The sequence below is a fragment of the Sphingomonas sp. Leaf33 genome, assembly GCF_001421785.1.
In the GTDB taxonomy this organism is placed as follows: Bacteria; Pseudomonadota; Alphaproteobacteria; order Sphingomonadales; family Sphingomonadaceae; genus Sphingomonas.
Genome location: NZ_LMLB01000001.1, coordinates 2,105,698 through 2,128,806, shown reverse-complemented (window position 1 = coordinate 2,128,806; position 23,109 = coordinate 2,105,698). Strand labels below are relative to the sequence as shown.

Sequence of the window (23,109 nt, the reverse complement as noted above, 5' to 3'; positions counted from 1 at the left end):
ATACTGTGTGCCGATGACGTGCTGGATAAAGGCTGAGCCTTTGACGTTGCTCGACGAAAGCGACCGGACGATCCTCGCCGATGCACCGGACAAGGCGCGGGCCTTTTCCACCTACATCGGGCAGCCCGAGGTTCGCGTCGGCTTGGCTGCTATCCGCGCGATCAAGACCCTGCCATTCTCGTTCATGGTAACGGGGATCGGGATCGCGCTGCTGTGTCTGGGCGGACGGTCGGGCGATCCGTTGGCGCGCGCGCTGCCGTGGATGCGGCGGGCGTCGATCGCAGCGATCCTATGGGGGGGCGCCAAGCTGGTGGTCGACAGCCTGACCGCGACCGTCCTTTCCGCAGGCTTGCCCGAAGGCTTCACTTATTATTTCGCGACCGAATGGAACGAGGTCGGGACCGCGCTGATGCTTGCGCTCGCGGCGTACACGATGGCCTGGGCGCTGGAGGCTGGCGTCAAGGCGCAGCGGGACTTGGCCGAGATCGTCTGATGCCGGTCGTCGTCAACCTCGATGTCGTGCTGGCGCAGCGCAAGGTCCGCTCGAAGGAACTGGCCGAAGCTATCGGCATCACCGAATCGAACCTGTCCTTGCTCAAATCGGGCAAGGTGAAGGGCGTGCGGTTCGGGACGCTGGCCGCGATCTGTCGCTATCTCGACTGCAAGCCCGGCGATATCCTGGACTATGTAACGTCCGACGACGATCTGACGGGCGACGGATAGGCGTCGTTCCTAGGTGACGGGCGACGGATTCTCGCCTAGAGGCGGCAACGATCGTGCCCAGCCTCCACGCCCTCGCCAATCCCGCCCGCTTCCTGAAGATCGCGCGTCCGCTGACGCCCGCGTTGTTCTGGCTGGGCGCTGTGTTGATCGCCGTCGGCGCCTGGGCGGGCCTCACGCAGACGCCGCCCGATTATCTGCAGGGCGAGAGCGTCCGCATCCTCTACATTCACGTGCCCACCGCATGGCTCGGTACCGGCGGCTGGACGGGCATCGCGCTGTCGAGCATCGTCTATCTCGTCTGGCGGCATCCGCTCGCCAACATCGCCGCGCGGGCGATCGCGGTGCCGGGTGCTCTGTTCGCGGCGCTATGCTTGGCGACCGGATCGATCTGGGGGCGGCCGACCTGGGGGACGTGGTGGCAGTGGGACGGGCGGCTGACGTCGATGCTTCTGCTGTTCTTCGTCTATCTCGCCTATCTGGCGCTGGCACGGGCCGACAGCGATCGCGGTGGGGACGGACGTATCCCGGCGCTGTTCGGGATCGCTGGTACCGTGCTGCTGCCCGTCATCCGCTATTCGGTGATCTGGTGGAATACGCTGCACCAGGGACCGAGCATTACCGTGTCCGGGTCGACGATCTCGAACGACCTGCTTTGGCCGCTGGCACTGACGGTGCCGGGCTTCACCCTGCTTTTCGGTGGGATCGTGCTCATGCGGATGCGCGCGATGCTGGCGAAGGGGCGCGTCGAGGCGCGGATGCGCCGGATGGCTGCGGCGTGAACGCCTGGCCCTTCATCATCGCGGCCTATGGCCTGACCGGCGTTGCAACTGCCGCGGTCGCGGCGTGGTCCTATGTCGCCATGCGTCGCGCCGAGCGTGCTGCAGATGAGCTGACGCGGCGATGAAGGCGAAACATCAGCGGCTGAGCCTCGTCCTGCTGGCGGTCGCGGCGGTGATCGGGGCGGCGCTCCTCGCCATGTCGGCGTTGAAGGACCAGGCGGCGTTCTTCTACGCGCCGGCCGACCTGCGTGCCGCGAACGTTGCAGCTGGCACGCCGATCCGCCTTGGCGGGATGGTGCAGGCCGGAAGCGTCCGCAAGTTGCCCGATGGCGTCACCACCGCCTTCGTCGTGACCGACAATCGCGACACCGTTCCGGTCACGTATCGCGGGATCGTCCCCGACCTGTTCCGCGAAGGATCGGGCGTGGTCGCCGAGGGAAAGGTCGCAGCGGGCGGCGGCTTCGTCGCCGACACGATCCTCGCGAAGCATGACGAACGTTATATGCCGCCGCAGGTGGCAGGCGCCATGCACAAGACCGAGACGTTGGAAAAGTGATGGGCGGGGCAACTTCGACCCCGCGATCGTCATTCCCGCAAAGGCGGGAATCCATAGTCGCTGAACGTCGCGAGTCTCGCGAAGGCCAGCCACAATTGATCCCCGCCTTCGCGGGGATGACGACGGTGAGCCGGTGATCGCCGAGGCCGGCCTTGCCGCGCTGTGGCTAGCCGCTGCGCTTTCGCTGTTGCAACTCGTGATGGCCGCGATCGGCCTGCGCACGCGGCGCGAGGATGTCGCCGGCGCGGTCCGTCCGGTCGCGATCGTCGGCGGCGCGCTCAGTGCTGTCGCCTTCGTGCTGCTCATCACACTGTTCGTGCAGTCGGACATGAGCGTGAAGCTGGTCGCCGAAAACAGTCATTCGGCCAAGCCTTTGCTGTACAAGATCGCCGGCGCGTGGGGAAACCACGAAGGATCGATGCTGCTGTGGGTGACCGTGCTCGGCATCGCCGGCGCGGCGATTGCGGTGTTCGAACGGCGGCTGTCCGCAACCACGCTGACCGCGACGCTGGGCGGGCAGGCGGCGATCGCGCTCGGCTTCTTCGCGTTCCTGCTGTTCGCGTCGAATCCCTTCGCGCGGCTCCACATCGCGCCGCCCGACGGGATGGGGCTCAACCCGCTGCTCCAGGACCCCGGCCTCGCCTTTCATCCGCCGACACTCTACTTCGGCTACGTGGGGCTTTCGGTCGCGTTCAGCTTCGCGATCGGGGCGCTCGTCACGCGCGATGTCGGCCCCGGCTTTGCGCGCGCGATGCGGCCGTGGGTGCTGGGCGCCTGGGTGTTCCTGACGATCGGCATCACCGCCGGATCATACTGGGCCTATTACGAGCTCGGCTGGGGCGGCTGGTGGTTCTGGGACCCGGTCGAGAACGCCTCGCTGATGCCCTGGCTGGCGGCGACCGCGTTGCTTCATTCGGTCACGGTGCTGGCGACGCGCGACGGTTTGCGCGCGTGGACGATCATGCTGGCGGTCGTCGCATTCAGCATGTCGATGATCGGCACGTTCCTGGTCCGATCGGGCATCCTGACCAGCGTCCACGCCTTTGCTGTCGATCCGACACGCGGCAGCTTCATCCTGGCGTTGCTGGCGATCTACATCGGCGGTGCGCTTGCGCTGTTCGCGATCCGGATAGGCACCGTCCGTGCGGGCACCACCTTCGAGCCGCTGAGCCGCGAAGGCGCGCTGGTGGCCAACAACCTGCTGCTGACCGTCATCCTGGGCATCGTGCTGATCGGGACGCTGTACCCGATCGTCGCTGCATCCTTCGGTACGCAATTGTCGGTCGGGCCGCCCTTCTTCAACGCCGCCGCCGGGCCGATCGCGCTGCTTCTGGTCGTCGTGCTGGCCGCCGGGCCGTTGCTGCGGTGGCGCAAGGACGCGCTTGGCGCGCTGGTCGAGCGGCTGACCTGGCCGATCGGCGCCGCCGCCCTGGCGCTGTCGATATTCGCCGTTTTCGCGCCGTGGAAGGGCGTGTTGACGTTGTTCGGGCTCGGCCTCGCGGTCGGGCTGGCGGTCGCCAGCGTCGCGCCGCTCTGGAAGCGCAATCTGCGACGCACGCCGCTGTTCACCTGGGGTATGGTCGTGTCCCACCTGGGCGTCGCGATTGCCTTGTTCGGAATGGCGGCGGACAGTGCGTTTACCCGCGAGGCGCTGGTGGCGGCGCGCGCGGACCAGGTGACGCGGGTCGGGCCGTTCGAGGTGCGCTTCGTGGGCGTTAGGCCTACGGTCGGCCCCAACTGGTCGGCGATCGAAGGACGGCTGGAAGTCACTCGTGGTGCCGGCGCGATGCAGGTCCTGCGGCCGCAGCAGCGGTTCTTCGCCAACCCGGCGACCACGACCAACGAGGCGGCGATCTCGACGCGGTGGGACGGCCAGCTCTACACCGTGCTCGGCCAGCCGGATGGGGCAGGGCGGTGGCAGTTGCGCCTCTGGTGGAAACCGTTCGTGACGCTCATCTGGGCGGGCGGAATGCTGATCGCGCTGGGTGGAGCGCTGTCGCTGATCGGTCGCGTCCGCCGCGAGCGCCGGGCGGATGCGCGGGAGGCATGGGCATGAAGCGCTGGCTGATCTGGCTGCCGTTCGTCGTCTTCGCGGCCCTGCTGTGGCTGGTCGCGAGCGAGATGCTGTCCCCGGCAGAGCGCGTCGTGCGCTCGAACCTCGTCGACAAGCCGGTCCCCGCCTTTGCGCTCGACGGCATCGTTCCGGGCAAGCCGGGCGTGTCGTCCGCCGATTTCGGCAAGGGCGAACCACGGCTGCTGAACGTGTTCGCCAGCTGGTGCGTGCCCTGCATCGCCGAAGCGCCGCACCTGATGGCGCTGAAACGCGCGGGCGTGCGGATCGACGCCATCGCCATCCGCGACCGGCCGGACGCGGTGCAGCGCTTCCTTCGACGCAACGGCGATCCCTATGCGACCATCGGCGACGATCGGACCAGCCGCGTCCAGCTCTCGCTCGGGTCGTCGGGCGTGCCGGAAACCTTCCTGATCGACGGCCGCGGGCGGATCGTGCGCCAGCACATCGGCGATATTCGCGCGGACGAGGTGGCCGACCTGGTCGCCGCGGTGAAGGCGGCGCGATGAAGCCGCTGCTGCTCCTCACGCTCCCGCTGGCGATCGCGAGCGCGCCGGTACCGGTGGCGCACTGGGCGAACACGCAATTGCCCGATGTGCTTCAGGAGGCGCAGGCAAAGGCGCTGATGGAGACGCTGCGCTGCCTGGTCTGCCAGGGCCAGTCGATCGCCGACAGCGACGCCGACATGGCCGCCGACATGCGCGCGCTGGTCCGGGAGCGCATCGCCCGCGGTGAGCAGCCCGGCGCGATCCGCGCGTGGCTGGTCGAGCGCTATGGGGACTATGTGACGTACGATCCGCCGTTTTCGGCGGTAACCGCGCCGCTGTGGCTGACGCCGGTCCTGTTGTTGGTGCTGGGCGTCGTGGTCGCGCGGCTGTCGTTCCGCGGCAAGCAGCGCTGATGGGCTGGATCGCGCTGTTTGCGCTGATGGCGCTGGCGTTTGCCGCAATGCTGCGGCTCGGCGTGTCGCGGACGCTGGCGTCGTTCCTCGGCGCCGCGCTGATGCTGGGCGCGCTGGGCTATGCCGTCCAGGGGCGCCCCGGCCTTGGCGGTGCGCCGGTCGCCGCGCGCAAGCAGGGCGTGACGATCGACCCGACGCTGACCGAACTGCGGCTCGACATGTTCGGTCGCTATTCGCAGGTGACGCCCTATTTCGCCGCCGGCACCGCCTTACAGCGGATGGGGGACCAGCGCACGGCGGTGAACCTGTTCCTCGGGGGCGCCAACGCGCTGCCCGACAATGCCGCGCTGTGGACGGGGCTGGGCGACGCATATGCGCTGCACGACGGCGGCACGGTGTCGCCGCCTGCGCGCCTTGCCTTCGATCGCGCGCTGAAGCTGGCGCCGGCGCATCCGGGGCCGCCGTTCTTCCTGGGGCTAGCCTATATCCGCGCCGGCCAGTTTCGCGAGGGCGCGCGCTGGTGGCGGCGCGCCTATGCCCTGTCCCCGCGCGAGGCGTCGTACCGGGCGGAGATCGGCAAGCGGCTGGCGCTGCTCCAGATGTTTCTCGCGAGTCCTGCGGGGCAGGACGCGCCGTAGCCGCCGCCAGCGACGCAAAGGTCCTATTGCCCGAACGCGGCCTCGCCCGCTCGGGCGACCGCTTCGCGCGCGGCGGCGATCAGCGCGCCGGCCTTTGCCTCGCATTCGCGCTGTTCGTATTCCGGCACGCTGTCGGCGACGATGCCGGCGCCCGCCTGCACGTGCATCACGCCGTCCTTCACCACCGCGGTACGCAGCACGATGCAGCTGTCCATCGATCCGTCGGGCGAGAAATAGCCGACGCCGCCGGCATAGGCCCCGCGCGCCTCCGGCTCCAGTTCGGCGATGATCTGGCAGGCGCGGACCTTGGGCGCACCGCTGACGGTGCCGGCGGGAAAGCCCGCGAACAGTGCCTCCAGCGCGTCGGCATCGTCGCGCACGCGGCCGACGACGTTCGACACGATGTGCATGACGTGGCTGTAGAATTCGATGCCGTAGCTGTCGGTCACCTTGACCGTCCCCGCCTGCGCGACGCGACCGACGTCGTTGCGGCCGAGGTCGAGCAGCATCAGATGCTCGGCGCGTTCCTTGGGATCGGCGAGCAGCGACGCGCGGTTCGCTTCGTCCTCGGCGGCGGTCTTGCCGCGCGGGCGGGTACCGGCGATCGGACGGATCGTCACCTCGCCATCGCGCACGCGGACCAGGATCTCCGGGCTCGACCCCGTCAGCGCGAAGCCGGGCAGGTCGAGGTGGTAGAGGAACGGCGACGGATTCACCCGGCGCAGCGAGCGATAGAGCTCGATCGGCGGCAGTGTGAAGGGCGTCGAAAAGCGCTGCGCCAGCACGACCTGAAAGATGTCGCCAGCAACGATATAGTCCTTCGCCGCCGCGACCATCTCGGCATAGCGGCCGTCGGGCAGGGCAGGCGTCGGCTCGATCGCGACATGGTCGGCGCGGACCGGTGGGGGCAGAGGCGCACTGGCGAGCCGCGCGGCGGTCGCGTCCAGCCGATCCTCCGCTGCCGCGATCGACTGCCCCGGCCACACCGGCGCGACCAGGAACAGCGTGTCGGCCAGCCGATCGAACACGAGCAGCACGGTCGGCCGCACGAAGATCATGTCCGGCAGGTCGAGCGGGCTGGGCGCCGCACGCGGCAGCCGCTCGACCAGGCCGATCGTCTCGTACCCGAAGTATCCGACCAGGCACGGCATCGCGCGCGGCAAGGCGTCGGGCACGTCCATGCGACAGGACGCGACGAGATCGCGCAGGGCGTCGAGCGTCGACGCGTCGATGGAAGCGAAGGCGTCGCGGTCGGTCAGCCAGCGGTCGTTGACCTCCGCTGCGTTTCCCCGCGCACGGAAGATCAGGTCGGGGGCCAGGCCGATCAGGCTGTGTCGCCCGCGCACGGACCCGCCCTCGACCGATTCGAGCAGGAAGTCGCCGCGTCCGGGCTCGATCAGCTTCAGGGCCGCAGCGACCGGCGTTTCGGTGTCCGCCACCTGACGCCGCCACAGCAGCGCCGGGCGACCCGCCGCCAGCGCGGCGCGCGCCGCCTCCAGCCCCTCGGTCGCCATCAGTTGGTGGCAGGCGCGCCGGTGCCCGACAGGTCGGCGCGCAGGCGCGACAGCACGGCTTCGTTGCGCTTCACGTCGACGACCTTGCGCACGGCGGCAGCGAACTGTTCGCTCAGCTCGCGCCCGCTGACGCCGCCCAGGCCCTGCTGTGTCGACGTGACCAGCACCGGGTTGCCGGTCGCATTGCCCGACTGGATCGCGTTCAGATAGACGATGAAATAGCCGCCGCGATTCGGCGCCTCGAGCATCTTGGCGCGCTTGGCCGCCATCGAGAACATCAGCGCGACCGGCGGCGGCAACTGGCCGCTCTGGCGCGCGAGTTCGGCGCGGGTAGCGTTCAGCGTCTGGACCGGCGGGAGCTTGACGCCGGTGCCCTGCAGCGCGGTGCCGAGCGGCGTGCCGCCATTGATCTTGGTAACCGCAGCCGAAGCCAGCGCCCGCGCAGCGCGCAGGTTACGGTCGATCACGAAGTCACGCAGCACCTGATCGCGGATCTGTGCGAGGGGCGGAGGAGCGGCCGGCACGACGTTGCCGATCCCGACGACGGCAAAGCTGCCATCGGCGTCCATCTGCACCAGTTGCGGGGAATCACCCGGCTCCGCGGCGAACGCGGCCTGCGCCAGGCGCTGGATGGCCGGGTCGGGCTGCGCGGTCGGCGCGGCAGGATTGACGCCGGCCGCGGTGATCGGGGCGGTTGCCTGGGCGGAGAGCTTGCCGTCAGTCACGACCTCGTCGAAGGTCGCGTTGCCGCCGATCGCGTCGTCGAGCTTGTCGTGGATGGCGGCCAGGGCTTCCTGCGCCTTCACCTTGCCCAGTTCGGCGGACAGCTCGGGCGTCGCTTCGGCGAGCGACTTGCCCGCGACCGGCTGGACCGCATCGACGCGTACGACATGCCAGCCGAGCGGCGAGCGCAGCGGGCCGAGGATCGCACCCTGCGCCGCAGCGAAGACCGCATCGGCGATTCCCGCGCTGGTGGCGGTGGTGATCGCTGCCTTGTCACCGGCGGGGATGGTGCTTGCCTCCAGCCCGGCCGCGCGCGCGGCGTCGGCGATCGACGCCCCGCCCTTGACCTTGGCGGCGAGCGCGGTGGCGGCGGCCTGGTCGGCGAGCACGACCTGGCTCAACGCGCGCTTTTCGCTCGCGGCAAAGCGGACTCGGTTCTGGTTATAGGCCTGCGCGATCTCGGCCGGGGATGGCTTGGCGGTTGCGGCAATGTCGGCCGCCTTGACCAGCGCGTACCGCACGACGCGGCGCTCGGGGATGGTGTAGCGTGCGCGCTGACGGGCGTAATAGGTCTGCAGTTCGGCATCGGTCGGCGCGGCACCCGCACCGATCGCGGACACCGGGATATAGGCGACCGTCCCCTGGCGCCGCTCGAGCAGCAGCGAGGCATAGGGCAGGGCCAGCTGCGTCGGGACCTGGGTCGCCCCGGCGGTCGGCGCGATCAGCTGGCGCGACAGCATGCCGCGTTCGATGTCCTCGCGAATGCCCTTGTCGGTCAGCCCCTGCTGGCGCAGCAGATTGTCGTACGCCGCCTGGCTGAACTTCCCGTCGAAGCCCTGGAACGCAGGGATGCTGGCGATCTCGCCGTCCACCGCGCGCTTGCCGGCGGCCATGCCGACCTTCTGCGCGAACTGCTGAAGCGCGAGGTCGTTGACCGTGCGCTCGACGATCGCGTCGAATCCGCCCTGCGCGACGAACGCTTCCATCGTCAGTCCCGGGCTCTGCTGGCGGGCGTTGTCGTACGCGGTGCGGACACGCTGGCGCAGGTCGGCTTCGCTGACGGCGGTATTGCCGACGGTCACCGCCGCACTGGCACTGCCGCCGCTCGTACGGGCGCTGTTGATGTCCCCGGCCGCAAACGCCAGCGCGATCACCGCGAGGATGCCCAGCGTGATCGGAATCCCAAGCTTGGACTTGATGATGCGGCGGAAAAAGCTGAGCATGACGGGCCGTTCGATTAGGTGTGACGCGCCGCTTTAGGGACGTGGTGCCCGCCCATCAAGCTTGTGCCGCGCGTCATCGGCGCTATCGCAGGCGCCAACGATAATCGAGGGGACCAAGGATGACGCGGCGCAAGCTGGTGGCAGGCAACTGGAAGATGAACGGCGACCGGTCGGCGCTGGCCGAACTGGACGCGATCGCCGCCGCGGCCGTGGCGAACCCGCACGTCGATGTCGCGGTCGCGGTGCCCTTCACTCTGATCGAGCGCGCGGCGGAGCGCACACCCGGCCTCTCGATCGGTGCGCAGGACGTGCACGAAAACGACAAGGGCGCGCACACCGGCTGCGTGTCGGCCGCGCAGGTCAAGGAAGCCGGCGCCAGCTTCGTGATCGTCGGCCACAGCGAACGCCGCGGCGATCAGGGAGAAACCAGCCATGACGCTTGGGCAAAGGCGGCGGCGGCGCATCGCCAGGGCTTGAACGTGATCCTGTGCTGCGGAGAGACTGAGGCCGAGCGCGACGCCGGCCGTGCCGAACGCGTCGTGCAGGCGCAGGTCGAGAAGTCGCTGCCCGACAATGCCGACGGGTCGTGGCTGACGCTCGCCTACGAACCGCGCTGGGCGATCGGGACCGGGCGCACGCCGACTCTGGACGAGATCGCAGCGATCCATGCGATCGCGCGGGCAAAAATGCGGCATATGATCGGCGACAAGGCCGACGGCGTGCGAATCTTGTACGGCGGATCGGTCACGGGCGAGAATGCCGCCGCGATCATGGCTGTCGAGAATGTCGACGGCGCGCTGGTCGGGGGTGCTAGCCTGACGGCGGCCAAGTTCGTCCCCATCATCGAGGGAGCGGCGGGGTAGGGAAACCTGCGAAGCTGTCACGTCGATACCGCAAAGGCGGCAATCAATTGCGGCTGAATGACATGAGTGCCACGTCCATCAACGACTGTTGATGCCCGGCTCCGCGGAATGACCGAGTTGGATGGAGGGCTTATGCCCCCCGCCCGGTCTTATCCTGCAACGCATCGATCTTCTTCGACGCTTCGGCCTTTGTCAGCGTATCGTCGAATTCGGCGTGCGCCTCCTCCGACAACGTTTTGAGGTAGCTTGCCTGTGCACCGGTCATCGGCTCGTCGCCGGTGGTCCAGTCATCGGGGCTCTTTTCGGCGTTGCCGGTCGGATGGTCCTTGGGATTGTCGGTCATGGCGAGAAAATCCTTTCGCCATGACCAACTCGCTCGTTCCTTATCCGTTCCACGCTTCGTAGGCGAGATCCAGGTCGTCGGCGACCGCCTTGTAGGCGATCTTGCCCTTATAGACGTTCAGGCCGGCGGCCAGATGCGGATCGGCCTTCATCGCGGCTTCGGCGCCCATGTTGGCGAGCTTCAGCGCGAACGGCAGCGTCGCGTTGTTGAGCGCGAAAGCCGAGGTGCGCGCGACCGCGCCGGGCATGTTGGCGACGCAATAGTGGATGACGCCGTCGACTTCGTACACCGGGTCCTGGTGCGTCGTCGCGTGGCTGGTTTCGAAGCAGCCGCCCTGGTCGATCGCGATGTCGACGAGGACCGCCCCGCGCTTCATCGTCTTGACCATGTCGGCCGTCACCAGCTTCGGCGCCGCGGCACCGGGCACCAATACCGCGCCGATGACCAGATGCGCGTTCTTCACAGCAGCGGCGATCGCCGCCGTCGACGCGTAGGCGGTCTTGATCTGCGAGCTGAAGAACATGTCCAGCTCGGCCAGGCGGTCGTTGTTGATGTCGTAGATCGTCACGTCGGCGCGCATGCCGACCGCCATCTGCGCGGCGTTGACGCCCGAGACACCGCCGCCGAGAATTGCGACCTTCGCCGGTGCCACGCCGGGCACGCCGCCCAGCAGCACGCCGCGGCCGCCCTGTTCCTTTTCCAGGTAATGCGCGCCGACCTGGACCGACATGCGGCCGGCAACTTCGGACATCGGCTTCAGCAGCGGGAGGCCGCCGCGCGGGGACGTCACCGTCTCATAGGCGATGCAGGTCGCGCCCGACTTCATCAGGCCCTCCGCCTGCGGCTTGTCTGCGGCGAGGTGAAGGTAGGTGAACAGCAGGTGGCGCGGCTCGAGCATCGCGATCTCGCTCGCCTGCGGCTCCTTCACCTTCACGATCATGTCGCTCTGCGCGAACACGTCCGCCGGCGTTCCGACGATGCGCGCGCCGACGTCGACATAGTCCTGGTCGGAGAAATCGATGCCGCCACCGGCGTTCGTCTCGACGATCACCTCGTGACCCGCGGCGACCAGTTCGGCGACCGACGGCGGCGTCAGGCCGACACGATATTCGTGGTTCTTGATTTCCTTCGGGACACCGACGCGCATATTCTCTCTCCATCGACTGCGTATGAGCGCATCCTACCGCGGATCGAGTGGAAAATCCGTGCAAACTTGGGCGTCGCGCTGGTAATCGATGCATGGAATCGCCGTCGACGTCGTGTTATTGCACGAGACCATGCATATCGACCGGATCGACTCGGCTATCCTGCGCATCGTCGCCGAAGATGCGCGCCTGTCGGTCAGCCAGATCGCGACGCGGGTCGGCCTGTCGCAATCGGCCTGCACGCGGCGGATGCAGGCGCTGGAGGGCTCCGGCCGCATCCTGGGCTATGGGGCGCGACTCGGCCGGCGCGAACTCGGCTTCAAGGTCCGCGCGCTGGTCGACATCACCCTGTCGACACAGGTCGAGGAGGATCTGGCGCGGTTCGAGGCGGAAGTGGGGACGATACCCGGCGTCGTCGCCTGCGCGCTGGTATCGGGCAACCAGGACTATCGCCTGACGATCGTCTGTCGCGATCTGGACGATTACGAGCGCCTCCACCGCGAACACCTCGGCCGGCTGCCGGGCGTCCTCACGATCAGCAGCAGTTTCGTCCTGCGCGAAGTTCCGACCCGTGGTGAGGCGGATGCGATTTTCGCGAGTTGAGCGCCAGATGAACATATGTTCAGAACCGTTGCGGGTGTACCGGCACAGTGCTAGGCGCCGCCGCGCTATGCCAATGGAAGGCACCCAGGTCGTGATGATGACCGTTCTCGCCGGCGACCGCGCCGCTAGGTTCCCCCGGTGAGCGACGCGCTCCCGGCTGATTCGATTCCCACCGACAGCGATGCCGATGGCCACCCCCACGCCAAGCAGGGACTGGCCAAGCTCGCGTTGGGGGCGGTCGGCGTCGTCTATGGCGACATCGGCACCAGCCCGCTGTACGCGATGAAGGAAGTGTTCGTCGGTCACCACCCGCTGACCGTCGACCAGCTCCACATCTTCGGCGTCGTCAGCCTGATGTTCTGGTCGCTGATGCTGATCGTGACGCTGAAGTACGTCCTGCTGATCCTGCGCGCCGACAACAACGGCGAGGGTGGGAGCCTGGCGCTGCTGGCGCTCATCCAGCGGCAGAGCGGGCATGGCAAGCGCTGGGGGCCGAGCCTGGTCATTCTGGGTGTGCTGGCGACCGCGCTGTTCTTCGGCGATTGCATGATTACGCCTGCGATTTCGGTGCTGTCGGCGGTGGAGGGGCTGTCGACGGTGCAAGCCGGGTTCGACAGCTGGGTGCTGCCGATCTCGATCGGGATCATCGTCGCGTTGTTCTACCTGCAATCGATCGGCACCGCGCGGGTGGGCAAGGTCTTCGGGCCGATCATGCTCGTCTATTTCATCACGCTGGCGACGCTCGGCCTCATCAACATCTTCAACCGTCCCGACGTACTGATGGCGCTGAACCCGATCTGGGCGGTGCGGTTCGCGATGCAGGACGGTACGCTCGCGTTTCTGGCGCTCGGGTCGGTTGTCCTCTGCGTGACCGGGGCGGAGGCGCTGTATGCCGACATGGGGCATTTCGGCCGCCGTCCGATCCAGGTCGCCTGGGCGATGCCGGTGCTGCCGGCGCTGATGCTCAATTACCTGGGGCAGGGCGCGCTGCTGCTCGATAATCCGGGTGCGGCAGAGAACCCGTTCTTCTTCATGGCGAGCGAGGAGTTTCGCCTGCCGCTCGTCATCCTGGCGACGATGGCGACGGTCATCGCCAGCCAGGCGGTCATCACCGGCGCCTATTCGGTTGTGCAGCAGGCGGTGCAGCTCGGCCTGATGCCGCGCATCCGCATCGACCACACCAGCGCTTCGGAAGCCGGGCAGATCTACATCCCCGTCATCAACTGGGCGTTGCTGGCGATGGTGCTGCTGCTGATCCTGGGCTTCAAGGAATCGTCGAACCTGGCCGCTGCCTACGGTATCGCGGTGACGGGCACGATGTTCATCACCACCTGCATGATGGGCGTGCTGTTCCGTCGTGTGTGGAACTGGCCGGTCGCGCTGGTCGCCGTCTTCATCGGCGTGTTCGTGCTGATCGACGGGCTGTATTTCGCATCAAACCTGACGAAGGTGCCCGACGGCGGCTGGTTCCCGCTGCTGGTCGGCATCATCATCTTCGTCCTGTTGACCACCTGGGCGCGCGGCCGATCGCTGATGATCGAGCGGCTGGCGGAAGCGGCTATGCCGGTGAAGATCTTCATCCAGTCCGCCGCCAGTTCGGCGACGCGCGTGCCGGGCACCGCTGTCTTCATGACCTCGGCGGCGAACGGCGTGCCGCACGCGCTGCTGCATAACCTGAAGCACAACAAGGTCATCCATGAGCGGGTGATCCTCCTGACGGTAAAGATCGCCGACGTGCCGTTCGTGCCCGAGCACAAGCGCGTGATGCAGGACGACCTGGGCCAGGGCTTTCACCGCATGGTGCTGAAATTCGGCTTCATGCAGGAACCCGACGTACCCAGTGCGCTGAAGCTGGTCCGCAAGGGCTGCGGCGGCGAATTCCGGATGATGGACACCAGCTTCTTCCTGGCGCGCCAGACGCTTTTGCCCTCGGAAAAGCCGGCGATGGCGCTGTGGCGCGAGCATCTGTTCGCCTGGATGCTGCGCAACGCGGAAAGCGCGATGGAATTCTTCCGCCTGCCGACCAACCGGGTCGTGGAATTGGGCAGCCAGGTCGAAATCTAGCTCGTCCGTTTGCACTGAGCCGGTCGAAGTGCTGCCCTTCTCAGTGTGACGGGGCCGGCGAAAAGAAGGGCAGGGCTTCGACAAGCTCAGCCCGAACGGGCTAGGGAGAGCCGATGCCGCAGCCCCTGAACATCCTCCACCTGCATTCCACCTTCTCGCTGGGCGGCAAGGAGTCACGCGCGGTGCGGTTGATGAACGCGTTCGGCGACCGCGCGAGGCACACGATCGTGTCGGGAATGCCCGACCAGCTCGGCGCGCGCGATGCCATCGTCAAGGGGATCGCGTACGACATCGCGCAGAACCCGCCACCGCTGACCGGCAGCCCCTCGGTCGCCCGGTTCGAGACGATCGCGCGGTACATGGCCCGGTTCGACCTGGTGCTGACCTACAATTGGGGCGCGATCGACGGCGTCATGGCGCGGCGTGTCTTCGCAAAAGGCGCGCCGCCGCTGATTCATCACGAGGACGGCTTCAACGCGGACGAGGCGCAGCGGCTGAATCGCAAGCGCAACTACTACCGCCGCTTCGCGCTGCCGGCGGCGAGTGCGCTGGTCGTGCCCAGCCACCAGCTCGAACACATCGCGCTCGACATCTGGAAGCAGCCGCGCGCCCGCGTCCATCGCATATCGAACGGTATCTCGACCGCGCTTTATGCCGGCAAGCCCGATGCGAAGGCGATCCCCGGGCTGGCGAAGCGCAGCGGCGATTTCGTGGTCGGCACGGTCGCCGGCTTGCGCGAGGTCAAGGACCTGCCGGCGCTGGTCCGCGCCTTCGGTGGCCTTCCCGGCAAGGCGAGACTGGTGATTGTCGGCGAAGGGCCGGAGGAGGCGGCGATCCGTGCCCAGGCCAAGGCGATGTTCCTGGGCGACCAGTTGATCCTGCCGGGCTTCCTGCCCGAACCGCACCGCTACATCGGCCTGTTCGATGTCTTCGCCCTGTCGTCGCGGTCCGAGCAGCAACCGATCGCGGTGATGGAGGCGATGGCCGCCGGTCTGCCGGTCGTCGCGCCCCCCGTCGGCGATGTGGCCGAGATGGTCGCGCCCGAGAATCACCATTACCTCGCACCCGACCGGCGCGAAGTCGTGCTGCGCGATCGCATCCAGATGCTGCAGGCGCGGCCGGACGAACGGATGCGGGTCGGGCAGGCGAACCAGGCCCGCGCGCGCGCCCTGTTCGACGAGGCGACGATGATCGCCGCATACGCCCGTCTGTACGCCGAAACCGCCGGCCGACCGGGGGCGCTGGGCTGATTATTCTCGCCATTTTGGTGCGGTGCGCGTATTCGCGGGCGGAATTTTGACGTGGAGGCAGTGTGTTCAAGGGCTTGACGCCGATTAACTATGGCGGTCGCGAGGTCTGGCCGCTGGTCGAAGGCGGAAAAGGCGTTGCGGCGACGAACCATATGTCGGCCGGCGCCTGGGCAGCGGCGGGCGGCATCGGTACGGTGTCGGCGGTCAATGCCGACAGCTACGACCCCGATGGCAAGATCATCCCGCAGATCTACCGCGCGCTGACGCGGCGCGAACGGCACGAGGAACTGGTCGAATACGCCATCGAGGGTGCCGTGCAGCAGGTGCAGCGCGCATCCGACATCGCGGGCGGCAAGGGCGCCATCAACATCAACGTGCTGTGGGAAATGGGCGGGGCCGAACGCATCCTGCACGGGGTCCTCGAACGCACCCGCGGGCTGGTCGCCGGCGTCACCTGCGGCGCGGGTATGCCCTACAAGCTGTCGGCGATCACCGCGTCCTACGGCGTCAGCTACCTGCCGATCGTCAGCTCCGGCCGTGCGTTCAGCGCGCTGTGGAAGCGTGCGTATTCGAAGGCGGCGGAATGGCTGTCGGCGGTCGTGTACGAGGACCCGTGGCTGGCGGGCGGCCACAACGGCCTGTCGAACGCCGAAGACCCGCTGAAGCCGCAGGACCCCTATCCGCGCGTGAAGGCCTTGCGCGACACGATGCGTGCCGGCGGCATATCCGACGACGTGCCGATCGTGATGGCGGGCGGCGTCTGGTATCTGCGCGACTGGAACGACTGGATCGACAATCCCGAGCTCGGCGCGATCGCCTTCCAGTTCGGCACACGTCCGCTGCTCACGCAGGAAAGCCCGATCCCCGAGGGATGGAAGGCCAAGCTGACCGAGATCGAGCCGGGCGAAGTGTTGCTTCACCGCTTCTCGCCGACCGGCTTCTATTCGTCCGCGGTGCGCAATCCGTTCCTGCGTGCGCTCGAAGCGCGATCCGAACGCCAGATCGCCTTTTCCGCGCAGGAGGCGGGGGATCACACGCATCAGCTCGACGTGGGCGTGAAGGGCAAGAATTTCTGGGTGACGCTGGGCGACCTGATGCGCGCGCGCGAATGGTACGGCCAAGGCTTTACCGATGCGCTGAAGACCCCGGACAATACGCTGGTCTTCGTGACGCCGGAGGAGAAGTCGACGATCCGCAAGGATCAGGCGGACTGCATGGGTTGCCTCAGCCAGTGTTCGTTCTCGTCGTGGGCGGATACCGAAACCAACTCGACCGGACGCCTCGCCGACCCGCGCAGCTTCTGCATCCAGAAGACGTTGCAGGATATCGCGCACGGCGGCCCGACCGACCAGAACCTGATGTTCGCCGGCCACGCGGCCTATAATTTCAAGAAGGACCCGTTCTATTCCAACGGGTTCGTGCCGACCGTGAAGCAGCTGGTCGATCGCATCCTGACCGGGGACTGATCGGCGACGGGCGGCGCGCGTGGGGTGGGCGTCAGTTCGCCGTTCCCGCCAGCGCGTCGCGGACCGCGTGCATCGGGGCGCTCAGGACGTTCGTCACCGTCATCGCGGCACAGATCGCCGCGGCCATGACGACCGCGCCGAACGCGACGTAGCGCAGCCGTTGCACCATGCCGCTGGCGCGCTGTGCCCCGTCCTCTGGCCGCGGCAGGCGGCGGCGGTCGCTGTGATACGCCTCCAACACCGCTTCCGCCCTGGTCGCGCTGGGGTTGAGCAGGGTGGGGATGTCGACGACATCCTGCGTGCGCAGGCCGCAGTCGGTGCCCTGCACCCACATCGCGCGCGCGATGATGATCTGGGTCGCACGGCGCAGCTCGATATAGGCGCCGCGGCTGGGCGGCAGCGTGACAGAGATGCGAAGCCCGTGCGCGGACACGTTGCGGATCGCTACGTCCTGCCACCCGTCAGCGGATTTCATCCGCGCGGTCACGGCGATTGTCTGGCGTGGTTCGCGTGGCTTCACCTGGTCCGACCCCGAAGTGGCGCGCGGCCACGTGTCTGGTTTCCAAGGACTTAGCGCAGGATCGATTACCAGATCGTTGATCGGCCGGCCCCGCCAGCCGGTGCTACACCCAGCCGTCGAGCACCTGGTCCGGCGGCCGATGCCCGTCCGACCAGGCGCGGATATTGGCGATGACGCGCTCGCCCATCGCGAGGCGCCCTTCATAGGTCGCCGAGCCCATGTGCGGCAGCATCACGACACCTGGCAGCGCCAGCAGCCGCGGATCGATCGCCGGTTCGTGCTTCCAGACATCGAGCCCGGCACCGGCCAGCCGCCCGCCTTCCAGCGCCTCGATCAGCGCATCCTCGTCCAGGATGCCGCCGCGGCTGGTGTTGATGACATAGGCGGTCGGCCGCATCAGCGCGATCCGGCGCGCGTCGATCAGGTTCTCGCTGTCGGCATTGCGCGGCGTGTGCAGCGTGACGATGTCGGCGCGCGCCAGCATCTCGTCGAGATTGGGATGCCACTGCGCCTGAAGCTCGGCCTCGACCACCTTCGGCAGGCGGTGTCGGTTGTGATAGTGGATCGTCAGGCCGAAGGCGCGCGCGCGGCGGGCGACGGCCTGGCCAATGCGCCCCATGCCGACGATCGCCAGCGCCTTGCCGCCGATGCGGTGGCCGAGCATCCCGCCGGGCGACCAGCCGCTCCATGCGCCCGAACGGACCAGCTTCTCGCCCTCCGCCAGACGCCGCGGTACCGACAGGATCAGCGCCATCGTCATGTCGGCGGTATCCTCGGTCAGCACGCCGGGCGTGTTGGTGACGAGGATGCGACGCGCGCGCGCGGCCTTCAGGTCGATGTGGTTCACGCCCGCGCCGTAATTGGCGATCAGTTTCAGACGCGGGCCGGCGCCTTCGATCAGCGCGGCGTCGATCGTGTCGGTGACGGTCGGGACCAGCACGTCGCAGTCGGCCATCGCGGCGGTCAGCGCGGCGCGGTCCATCGGGGTGTCGCCGACATTCAGCTCGGCGTCGAACAGCGCGGACAGCCGCGCCAGCACCGCATCGGGCAGGTCGCGGGTGACGATCACCCGGGGGCGGGCGGGGCGCGGGTCGGCCATGTGTCCCGCTTGGCGTGGTGCCGGCACGCAGTCAACGGTTGAAGCTTGCCGACGCTGCGCGGTACACGCGACGGATCGGAGAACGATGATGCGCAAGCTCATGACCTTGGCCGCAGTGGCGGCCGTAACGCTGGCGGTGCCGCACGCCGCCGTCGACGCCCAGAAACGCAAGACGCCTTATTATGCCGCGATCTCGGCCGGGCAGGCGCGGATGCGCACCGGACCCGGACGCAACTACCCCGTCAGCTGGCTGTACCAGCGCGCCGGCCTGCCGGTGCGGGTTGTCGATATCTACAAGGAATGGCGCAAGGTCGAGGATCCGGGCGGAACCCAGGGGTGGATGCTCGGCAACCTGCTGACCGACAGCCGCCACGCGATCGTCGCCGACACCATCGTCGTCCTGCGCGACCAGCCGAACGGCGGCGGACGGATGCAATATCGCGCGCAGCCCGGCGTCGTCGGCAAGATCAGCAAGTGCGGCAGCGGCTGGTGCTATTTCGACGTGAAAGGCCGCGGCGGCTTCGTCGAGGCGATCCACCTGTGGGGCGTCGATCCGGGCGAAGAGGTGGAGTGAGGGGCGTGCGCGTCGGTCCGGGCGAGTCCTGGGTCGCCCGCGGTGCCGGAACATCGCTGGCAAGGAGCGCGACATCGTTTTTCCCTGTAATCCTCCCCGCGGGTCGGGAGGATTTGCGAGCGTGATGCGGTCGGATCGACGCTGATCGGGCACGTATCGGCGTGGCTAAGGTCACACTCGGGTCACACTATGTCGATCGCCAATTTGGCTCCGCGCCGTCCAGCGCAGCGACGCGGCGATTGACAAAACAGCGATGAGAAAGATCGAGTCTCCGCACCTTTACGCAATGTTTTCCAACATTGATCCAAGAAAATACTGAATCGGCATCTACAGTTTTGGCATCGCTACACTGTGTGTCGAGCCCTTCAGTTGGGATGACTTGCCGCCACGCCGGCCTGTTCGGAAATCCGTTTCAGGTCCGCCAACCACTTCGGATTCGTCGATTGCAGATCGGCGGACGCGTAGAACAGCGATGACGGAAAACCCGTCATCGTTTCCACGGTGCGCACGGAAGTCCTGTTCGGGCCGAGCGGCTCGATCGTCCAGCTGTGAATCGCCGTCAGACCCATGGCTCGCCCGGTCCACGCAATCCGTCTGTGCCGGTCGATCGCGGCAATTCGCGACGTTAGGACGGTGTCGCCGACAGTCCAGGTGAAGGACGTGCCGGCAGCAAGTGGACCGGCCAGCCGGCTCTCGCTCACCTCCGGTTGCCAGGACGACCAGCGATCGATGTCGTTAAGGATCGCCCAGACCGTGCGAGCCGGGGCCGATATCACGATCGATCCGTCCGCTGCGATGGGTGCGGCCTCGGCAACTCTGTAGGCGGCAGCCCTTGCCGCGGCGTCGTGCTCGAACATGCCACACCCACTCATCAGGAGGGGGAGGAGAGGAAGCGCACACAATCGCGCGGCAAGCCTCATGGTCGATCCGCCAACGATCAAATCAGTGCCAACTTTGCAAAGGTACAGGTGACGGACGAGGCCAGGCGTTGGCCCGTATCGCCCTGATCCGTTCGTGCTGCGCTGTCGATGCACCGTTCTTCGATAGGCGCACTCATCCGGCGCGGCCCAAAGAACGGTGCTTCGACAAGCTCGGCACGAACGGGGTAGGGCGCGGTGGCCGCGGCCCTAGTTCATCAACTCCACCGCCATCGCCGTCGCCTCGCCGCCGCCGATGCAGAGCGACGCGAGCCCACGCTTCTGGCCGGTCGTCTCCAGCGCCGACAACAGCGTCGCCAGCACGCGGGCGCCGCTGGCGCCGATCGGGTGGCCGAGTGCGCAGGCGCCGCCGTGGATGTTGAGGACGTCGTGCGCGATGCCCAGATCGTGCATCGCGATCATCGAGACGACGGCAAAGGCTTCGTTGACTTCGAACAGGTCGACGTCGCCGATCTGCCAGCCGGCACGCTCCAACGCCTTGTTCATGGCGAAGACCGGGGCGGTGGTGAACAGTGCGGGCCGGTGGGCGTGGGCGGCGTGCGCGGCGACGCGGGCGACGGGGGTCAGGCCGAGCTTCTCGGCGATGCTCAGGCGGGTCATCACGAGAGCGGCGGCACCGTCCGAGATCGAGGAGGCGTTAGCGGCGGTGATCGTGCCGTCCTTCGAGAAGGCAGGCTTCAGCGTCGGGATCTTGGCGATGTCGCCCTTGGCCGGCTGTTCGTCCTGGCTGATCGTCGTCGGGCCCTTGCGACCCGAAATCTCGACGGGGACGATCTCACGGTCGAAGGCGCCCGAGCCTTGCGCCTTCTGCGCGCGCTGGAGCGACGCAATCGCGAAGTTATCCATCGCCTCGCGCGTGAATTGATAGTCGTGCGCGGTGTCCTCGGCGAAATTGCCCATCAGTTTGCCGGGCTCGTACGCGTCCTCGAGGCCGTCGAGGTACATGTGGTCCTTCAGCACGTCGTGGCCGATGCGCGCGCCGCCGCGGTGGCGCATCGACAGGTAGGGCGCGTTCGTCATGCTCTCCATGCCGCCCGCGACGATCACGTCGGCCGAGCCCGCCGCCAGCGCCTCGGCCGCCATGATCGCGGCCTGCATACCCGAACCGCACATCTTGTTGACGGTCGTCGCCTCGATATGGTCGGGCAGGCCCGCCTTTAGCGCCGCCTGGCGGGCAGGCGCCTGGCCGAGACCGGCGGGCAGCACGCAGCCCATGTAGATGCGCTCGATCGCATCGCCCTTAAGCCCTGCGCGCTCCACCGCTGCGCCGACTGCGGTCGCGCCGAGCTCGGTCGCGGTCGCGCCGGTCAGGCTGCCCTGAAAACTGCCCATCGGGGTGCGGGCATAGCTGGCGATGACGACGGGATCGGTGGTCATGAGGGTCCTCTCGTAAAACTTTGTCGGGTCCGTAGCGGCTGGATCAATGGAGGTCGACAGGGGCGGCCTTTTCGCCCGGGACCGGCTTCGGCGGCTTCTTCAGGAACAGGACGAGCGGCACCGACAGCGCGGTGACGATCGCCATCGCCCAGAAATCGTCGATGTAGGCGATCATCGCCGCCTGGCGGTTCACTTCGGCATCGATCATCGTCAGCGCCGCATCCGCCGCGATGCCGAAGCGCTGCAGCATCGACAGATCGACGCTGTTCAGCGCGTCGCCGGTCACGTGCGCCGCCAGATCGGCATGGCTGGTCTGGATGTTGCGCGCGAGCAGCGCGGTCACGACCGAAATGCCGACCGACGCGCCGATGTTGCGCATCAGGTTCATCAGCGACGATGCCTCCGTCCGGTAATGCGGCGGCAGCGTCGCGAACGCCATCTGGTTGAGCGGCATGAAGACCAGGCCGAGGCCCAGGCCCTGGATCAATCCCGAGACGACGAACGCCTGAGCGCCCATCACCAGCGTCCACGTCGTCATTTCGTAGAGCGACGCCGCCGCCACCGCGAAGCCGACGCCGACCAGGATGCGCGGATCGAACCCGCGCTGGGTCAACTGCGCGGCGACGAACATGCTGAACACGACGCCGATACCGCGCGGCATCAGCAGCAGGCCGGTATCGACGACCGGATAGCCGTAGATACGCTGGAGCATCGGCGGCAGCAGCGCCATGGTCGCCATCATCACCACCCCGACGACCAGCATGAAGGCCAAGCCGGTGACAAGGTTGCGGTTCCGGAACAGGTCGCGGTCGAACATCGGGCGCTTGCCGGTCGCGAGATGGACGATGAACATCCACAGCGCGATAAAGGCCAGTACCGCCTCGACCACGACTTCGCCGGACGAGAACCAGTCCTCGGTCTGGCCGCGGTCGAGCATCAGTTGCAACGCGCCGATGCCGATCGCCAGCAGGCTGAAGCCCAGCACGTCGAACGGGCGGACGCGGACGGGCCGCGACGGCAGCAGCCACCACAGCACGGCAAAGCAGAACACGCCCAGCGGCAGGTTGACGTAGAACACCCAGCGCCAGTCGTAATTCTCGGTCAGCCAGCCGCCGATGACCGGACCCAGGATCGGCCCGACCATGATGCCCATGCCCCAGATCGCCATCGCCTTGCCCTGGCGTTCGGGCGGATTGATGTCGAGCATCACCGTCTGGCTGAGCGGGTTCATGAACGCCGCGCTGATCCCCTGGAGGACGCGGAAGGCGACCATCTGTTCCAGGTTCTGCGCCATGCCGCACAGCGCCGACGACGCGACGAAGCCGACGACCGACCACAGGAACAGGTTACGGCTGCCGATCCGGTCGGACAGCCAGCCGGTGATCGGGATCGCGATGGCCGAGGCGACGATATAGCTGGTCAGCACCCAGGTGACGGTATCCGCCGTCGCGCCGAGTGCCGGCTGCATGTGCGGCAGCGCTACGTTGGCGATCGTCGAATCGAGGATCTGCATGATCGTGGCGAGCATGACGCCGATGGTCAGCAGGCCGCGGTTGGTGGTGGGAAGCGCGGCAACGCCCGGCGGCGGCGGGGCGGGGGCGGGGGTGGCCATCGCTATCGCCAAATCCGTTCGTGCTGAGCCTGTCGAAGCACTGCCCTTTCTTCGAACCACAGGCTCTGAGGCACGAAGAAGGTCAGCACCTCGGCCAGGGTCCCATCGAAGTCATACTTCGATGGGT

Annotated in this window: 24 protein-coding genes; 15 read left to right on the top strand and 9 right to left on the bottom strand. The window is 67.5% G+C overall.

Going from position 1 to position 23,109, the window contains the following annotated elements:
• Nucleotides 1-40: 40 nt before the first annotated feature.
• The 9 genes from ASE86_RS10375 to ASE86_RS10340 all read left to right on the top strand — a co-directional run bounded on the left by ASE86_RS10375 (nt 41) and on the right by ASE86_RS10340 (nt 5,668).
• Entirely contained in the window at nt 41-493 is a 453-nt protein-coding gene (locus tag ASE86_RS10375; RefSeq protein ID WP_156347095.1) for a hypothetical protein, read from the top strand.
• On the top strand, nt 493-723 hold the full coding sequence (locus ASE86_RS10370; protein ID WP_056425595.1) for a helix-turn-helix domain-containing protein: 231 nt from the start codon (nt 493-495) through the stop codon (nt 721-723). The genes ASE86_RS10375 and ASE86_RS10370 overlap by 1 nt, the downstream gene beginning before the upstream one ends.
• A gap of 53 nt (nt 724-776) precedes the next feature.
• The gene (gene ccmC / locus ASE86_RS10365; RefSeq protein WP_056425592.1) at nt 777-1,502 is read left to right on the top strand and encodes a heme ABC transporter permease CcmC; all 726 of its coding nucleotides are present in this window, start codon (nt 777-779) and stop codon (nt 1,500-1,502) included.
• Complete coding sequence (locus ASE86_RS16625) at nt 1,499-1,627, top strand: hypothetical protein (RefSeq protein ID WP_268795314.1); 129 nt, start codon at nt 1,499-1,501, stop codon at nt 1,625-1,627. Before ccmC ends, ASE86_RS16625 begins: the two co-directional genes overlap by 4 nt.
• A complete protein-coding gene (ccmE, locus tag ASE86_RS10360; protein WP_056425589.1) occupies nt 1,624-2,058 on the top strand; it encodes a cytochrome c maturation protein CcmE in 435 nt (144 codons plus the stop codon). The genes ASE86_RS16625 and ccmE overlap by 4 nt, the downstream gene beginning before the upstream one ends.
• A 133-nt stretch (nt 2,059-2,191) precedes the next feature.
• A complete protein-coding gene (locus ASE86_RS10355; protein ID WP_056425586.1) occupies nt 2,192-4,114 on the top strand; it encodes a heme lyase CcmF/NrfE family subunit in 1,923 nt (640 codons plus the stop codon).
• The gene (locus ASE86_RS10350; RefSeq protein WP_056427001.1) at nt 4,111-4,638 is read left to right on the top strand and encodes a DsbE family thiol:disulfide interchange protein; all 528 of its coding nucleotides are present in this window, start codon (nt 4,111-4,113) and stop codon (nt 4,636-4,638) included. The genes ASE86_RS10355 and ASE86_RS10350 overlap by 4 nt, the downstream gene beginning before the upstream one ends.
• Entirely contained in the window at nt 4,635-5,030 is a 396-nt protein-coding gene (locus tag ASE86_RS10345; RefSeq protein WP_056425583.1) for a cytochrome c-type biogenesis protein CcmH, read from the top strand. The genes ASE86_RS10350 and ASE86_RS10345 overlap by 4 nt, the downstream gene beginning before the upstream one ends.
• Nucleotides 5,030-5,668: a tetratricopeptide repeat protein gene (locus ASE86_RS10340; RefSeq protein WP_056425580.1), complete on the top strand. Its 639-nt coding sequence runs from the start codon at nt 5,030-5,032 to the stop codon at nt 5,666-5,668. Before ASE86_RS10345 ends, ASE86_RS10340 begins: the two co-directional genes overlap by 1 nt.
• Before the next feature lie 23 nt (nt 5,669-5,691).
• Here the strand turns inward: ASE86_RS10340 and trpE are convergent, their stop codons facing one another.
• Both trpE and ASE86_RS10330 read right to left on the bottom strand, forming a co-directional pair.
• Nucleotides 5,692-7,182 (bottom strand): anthranilate synthase component I, encoded by a 1,491-nt coding sequence (trpE, locus tag ASE86_RS10335; protein WP_056425577.1) that lies wholly within the window; start codon nt 7,180-7,182, stop codon nt 5,692-5,694.
• On the bottom strand, nt 7,182-9,128 hold the full coding sequence (locus ASE86_RS10330) for a peptidylprolyl isomerase (protein ID WP_056425574.1): 1,947 nt from the start codon (nt 9,126-9,128) through the stop codon (nt 7,182-7,184). The genes trpE and ASE86_RS10330 overlap by 1 nt, the downstream gene beginning before the upstream one ends.
• A gap of 119 nt (nt 9,129-9,247) precedes the next feature.
• Between ASE86_RS10330 and tpiA the strand changes: the two genes are divergently transcribed.
• Complete coding sequence (gene tpiA / locus ASE86_RS10325; protein ID WP_056425570.1) at nt 9,248-9,991, top strand: triose-phosphate isomerase; 744 nt, start codon at nt 9,248-9,250, stop codon at nt 9,989-9,991.
• Nucleotides 9,992-10,121: 130 nt separating this feature from the next.
• On the opposite strand, the gene ASE86_RS10320 is transcribed toward tpiA, so the two are convergent.
• Nucleotides 10,122-10,334: a DUF3072 domain-containing protein gene (locus ASE86_RS10320; protein WP_056425566.1), complete on the bottom strand. Its 213-nt coding sequence runs from the start codon at nt 10,332-10,334 to the stop codon at nt 10,122-10,124.
• A 40-nt stretch (nt 10,335-10,374) separates the two neighbouring features.
• Complete coding sequence (gene ald / locus ASE86_RS10315) at nt 10,375-11,481, bottom strand: alanine dehydrogenase (RefSeq protein WP_056425564.1); 1,107 nt, start codon at nt 11,479-11,481, stop codon at nt 10,375-10,377.
• Nucleotides 11,482-11,599: 118 nt separating this feature from the next.
• Between ald and ASE86_RS10310 the strand changes: the two genes are divergently transcribed.
• The 4 genes from ASE86_RS10310 to ASE86_RS10295 all read left to right on the top strand — a co-directional run bounded on the left by ASE86_RS10310 (nt 11,600) and on the right by ASE86_RS10295 (nt 16,862).
• Complete coding sequence (locus ASE86_RS10310) at nt 11,600-12,082, top strand: Lrp/AsnC family transcriptional regulator (protein ID WP_235524039.1); 483 nt, start codon at nt 11,600-11,602, stop codon at nt 12,080-12,082.
• Nucleotides 12,083-12,220: 138 nt separating this feature from the next.
• Complete coding sequence (locus tag ASE86_RS10305) at nt 12,221-14,146, top strand: potassium transporter Kup (RefSeq protein WP_056425559.1); 1,926 nt, start codon at nt 12,221-12,223, stop codon at nt 14,144-14,146.
• A gap of 113 nt (nt 14,147-14,259) precedes the next feature.
• Nucleotides 14,260-15,396 carry a glycosyltransferase family 4 protein gene (locus ASE86_RS10300; protein ID WP_056425556.1) on the top strand — a complete coding sequence of 379 codons (1,137 nt, stop codon included), beginning with the start codon at nt 14,260-14,262 and terminating at the stop codon, nt 15,394-15,396.
• 62 nt (nt 15,397-15,458) lie between these two features.
• On the top strand, nt 15,459-16,862 hold the full coding sequence (locus tag ASE86_RS10295; protein WP_056425554.1) for an NAD(P)H-dependent flavin oxidoreductase: 1,404 nt from the start codon (nt 15,459-15,461) through the stop codon (nt 16,860-16,862).
• A 31-nt stretch (nt 16,863-16,893) separates the two neighbouring features.
• Here the strand turns inward: ASE86_RS10295 and ASE86_RS10290 are convergent, their stop codons facing one another.
• Both ASE86_RS10290 and ASE86_RS10285 read right to left on the bottom strand, forming a co-directional pair.
• Entirely contained in the window at nt 16,894-17,337 is a 444-nt protein-coding gene (locus tag ASE86_RS10290; protein ID WP_056425551.1) for a hypothetical protein, read from the bottom strand.
• A 148-nt stretch (nt 17,338-17,485) separates the two neighbouring features.
• A complete protein-coding gene (locus ASE86_RS10285) occupies nt 17,486-18,481 on the bottom strand; it encodes a 2-hydroxyacid dehydrogenase (protein ID WP_056425548.1) in 996 nt (331 codons plus the stop codon).
• 85 nt (nt 18,482-18,566) lie between these two features.
• Between ASE86_RS10285 and ASE86_RS10280 the strand changes: the two genes are divergently transcribed.
• On the top strand, nt 18,567-19,055 hold the full coding sequence (locus ASE86_RS10280; RefSeq protein WP_056425545.1) for an SH3 domain-containing protein: 489 nt from the start codon (nt 18,567-18,569) through the stop codon (nt 19,053-19,055).
• 365 nt (nt 19,056-19,420) lie between these two features.
• On the opposite strand, the gene ASE86_RS15705 is transcribed toward ASE86_RS10280, so the two are convergent.
• From ASE86_RS15705 to ASE86_RS10260, 3 genes are all read right to left on the bottom strand, one after another.
• On the bottom strand, nt 19,421-19,912 hold the full coding sequence (locus ASE86_RS15705) for an SRPBCC family protein (RefSeq protein WP_162233326.1): 492 nt from the start codon (nt 19,910-19,912) through the stop codon (nt 19,421-19,423).
• Between the two features lie 270 nt (nt 19,913-20,182).
• Complete coding sequence (locus ASE86_RS10265; RefSeq protein ID WP_056425533.1) at nt 20,183-21,370, bottom strand: acetyl-CoA C-acyltransferase; 1,188 nt, start codon at nt 21,368-21,370, stop codon at nt 20,183-20,185.
• A gap of 43 nt (nt 21,371-21,413) precedes the next feature.
• Complete coding sequence (locus ASE86_RS10260; protein ID WP_056425531.1) at nt 21,414-22,982, bottom strand: DHA2 family efflux MFS transporter permease subunit; 1,569 nt, start codon at nt 22,980-22,982, stop codon at nt 21,414-21,416.
• Between the last annotated feature and the right edge of the window lie 127 nt (nt 22,983-23,109).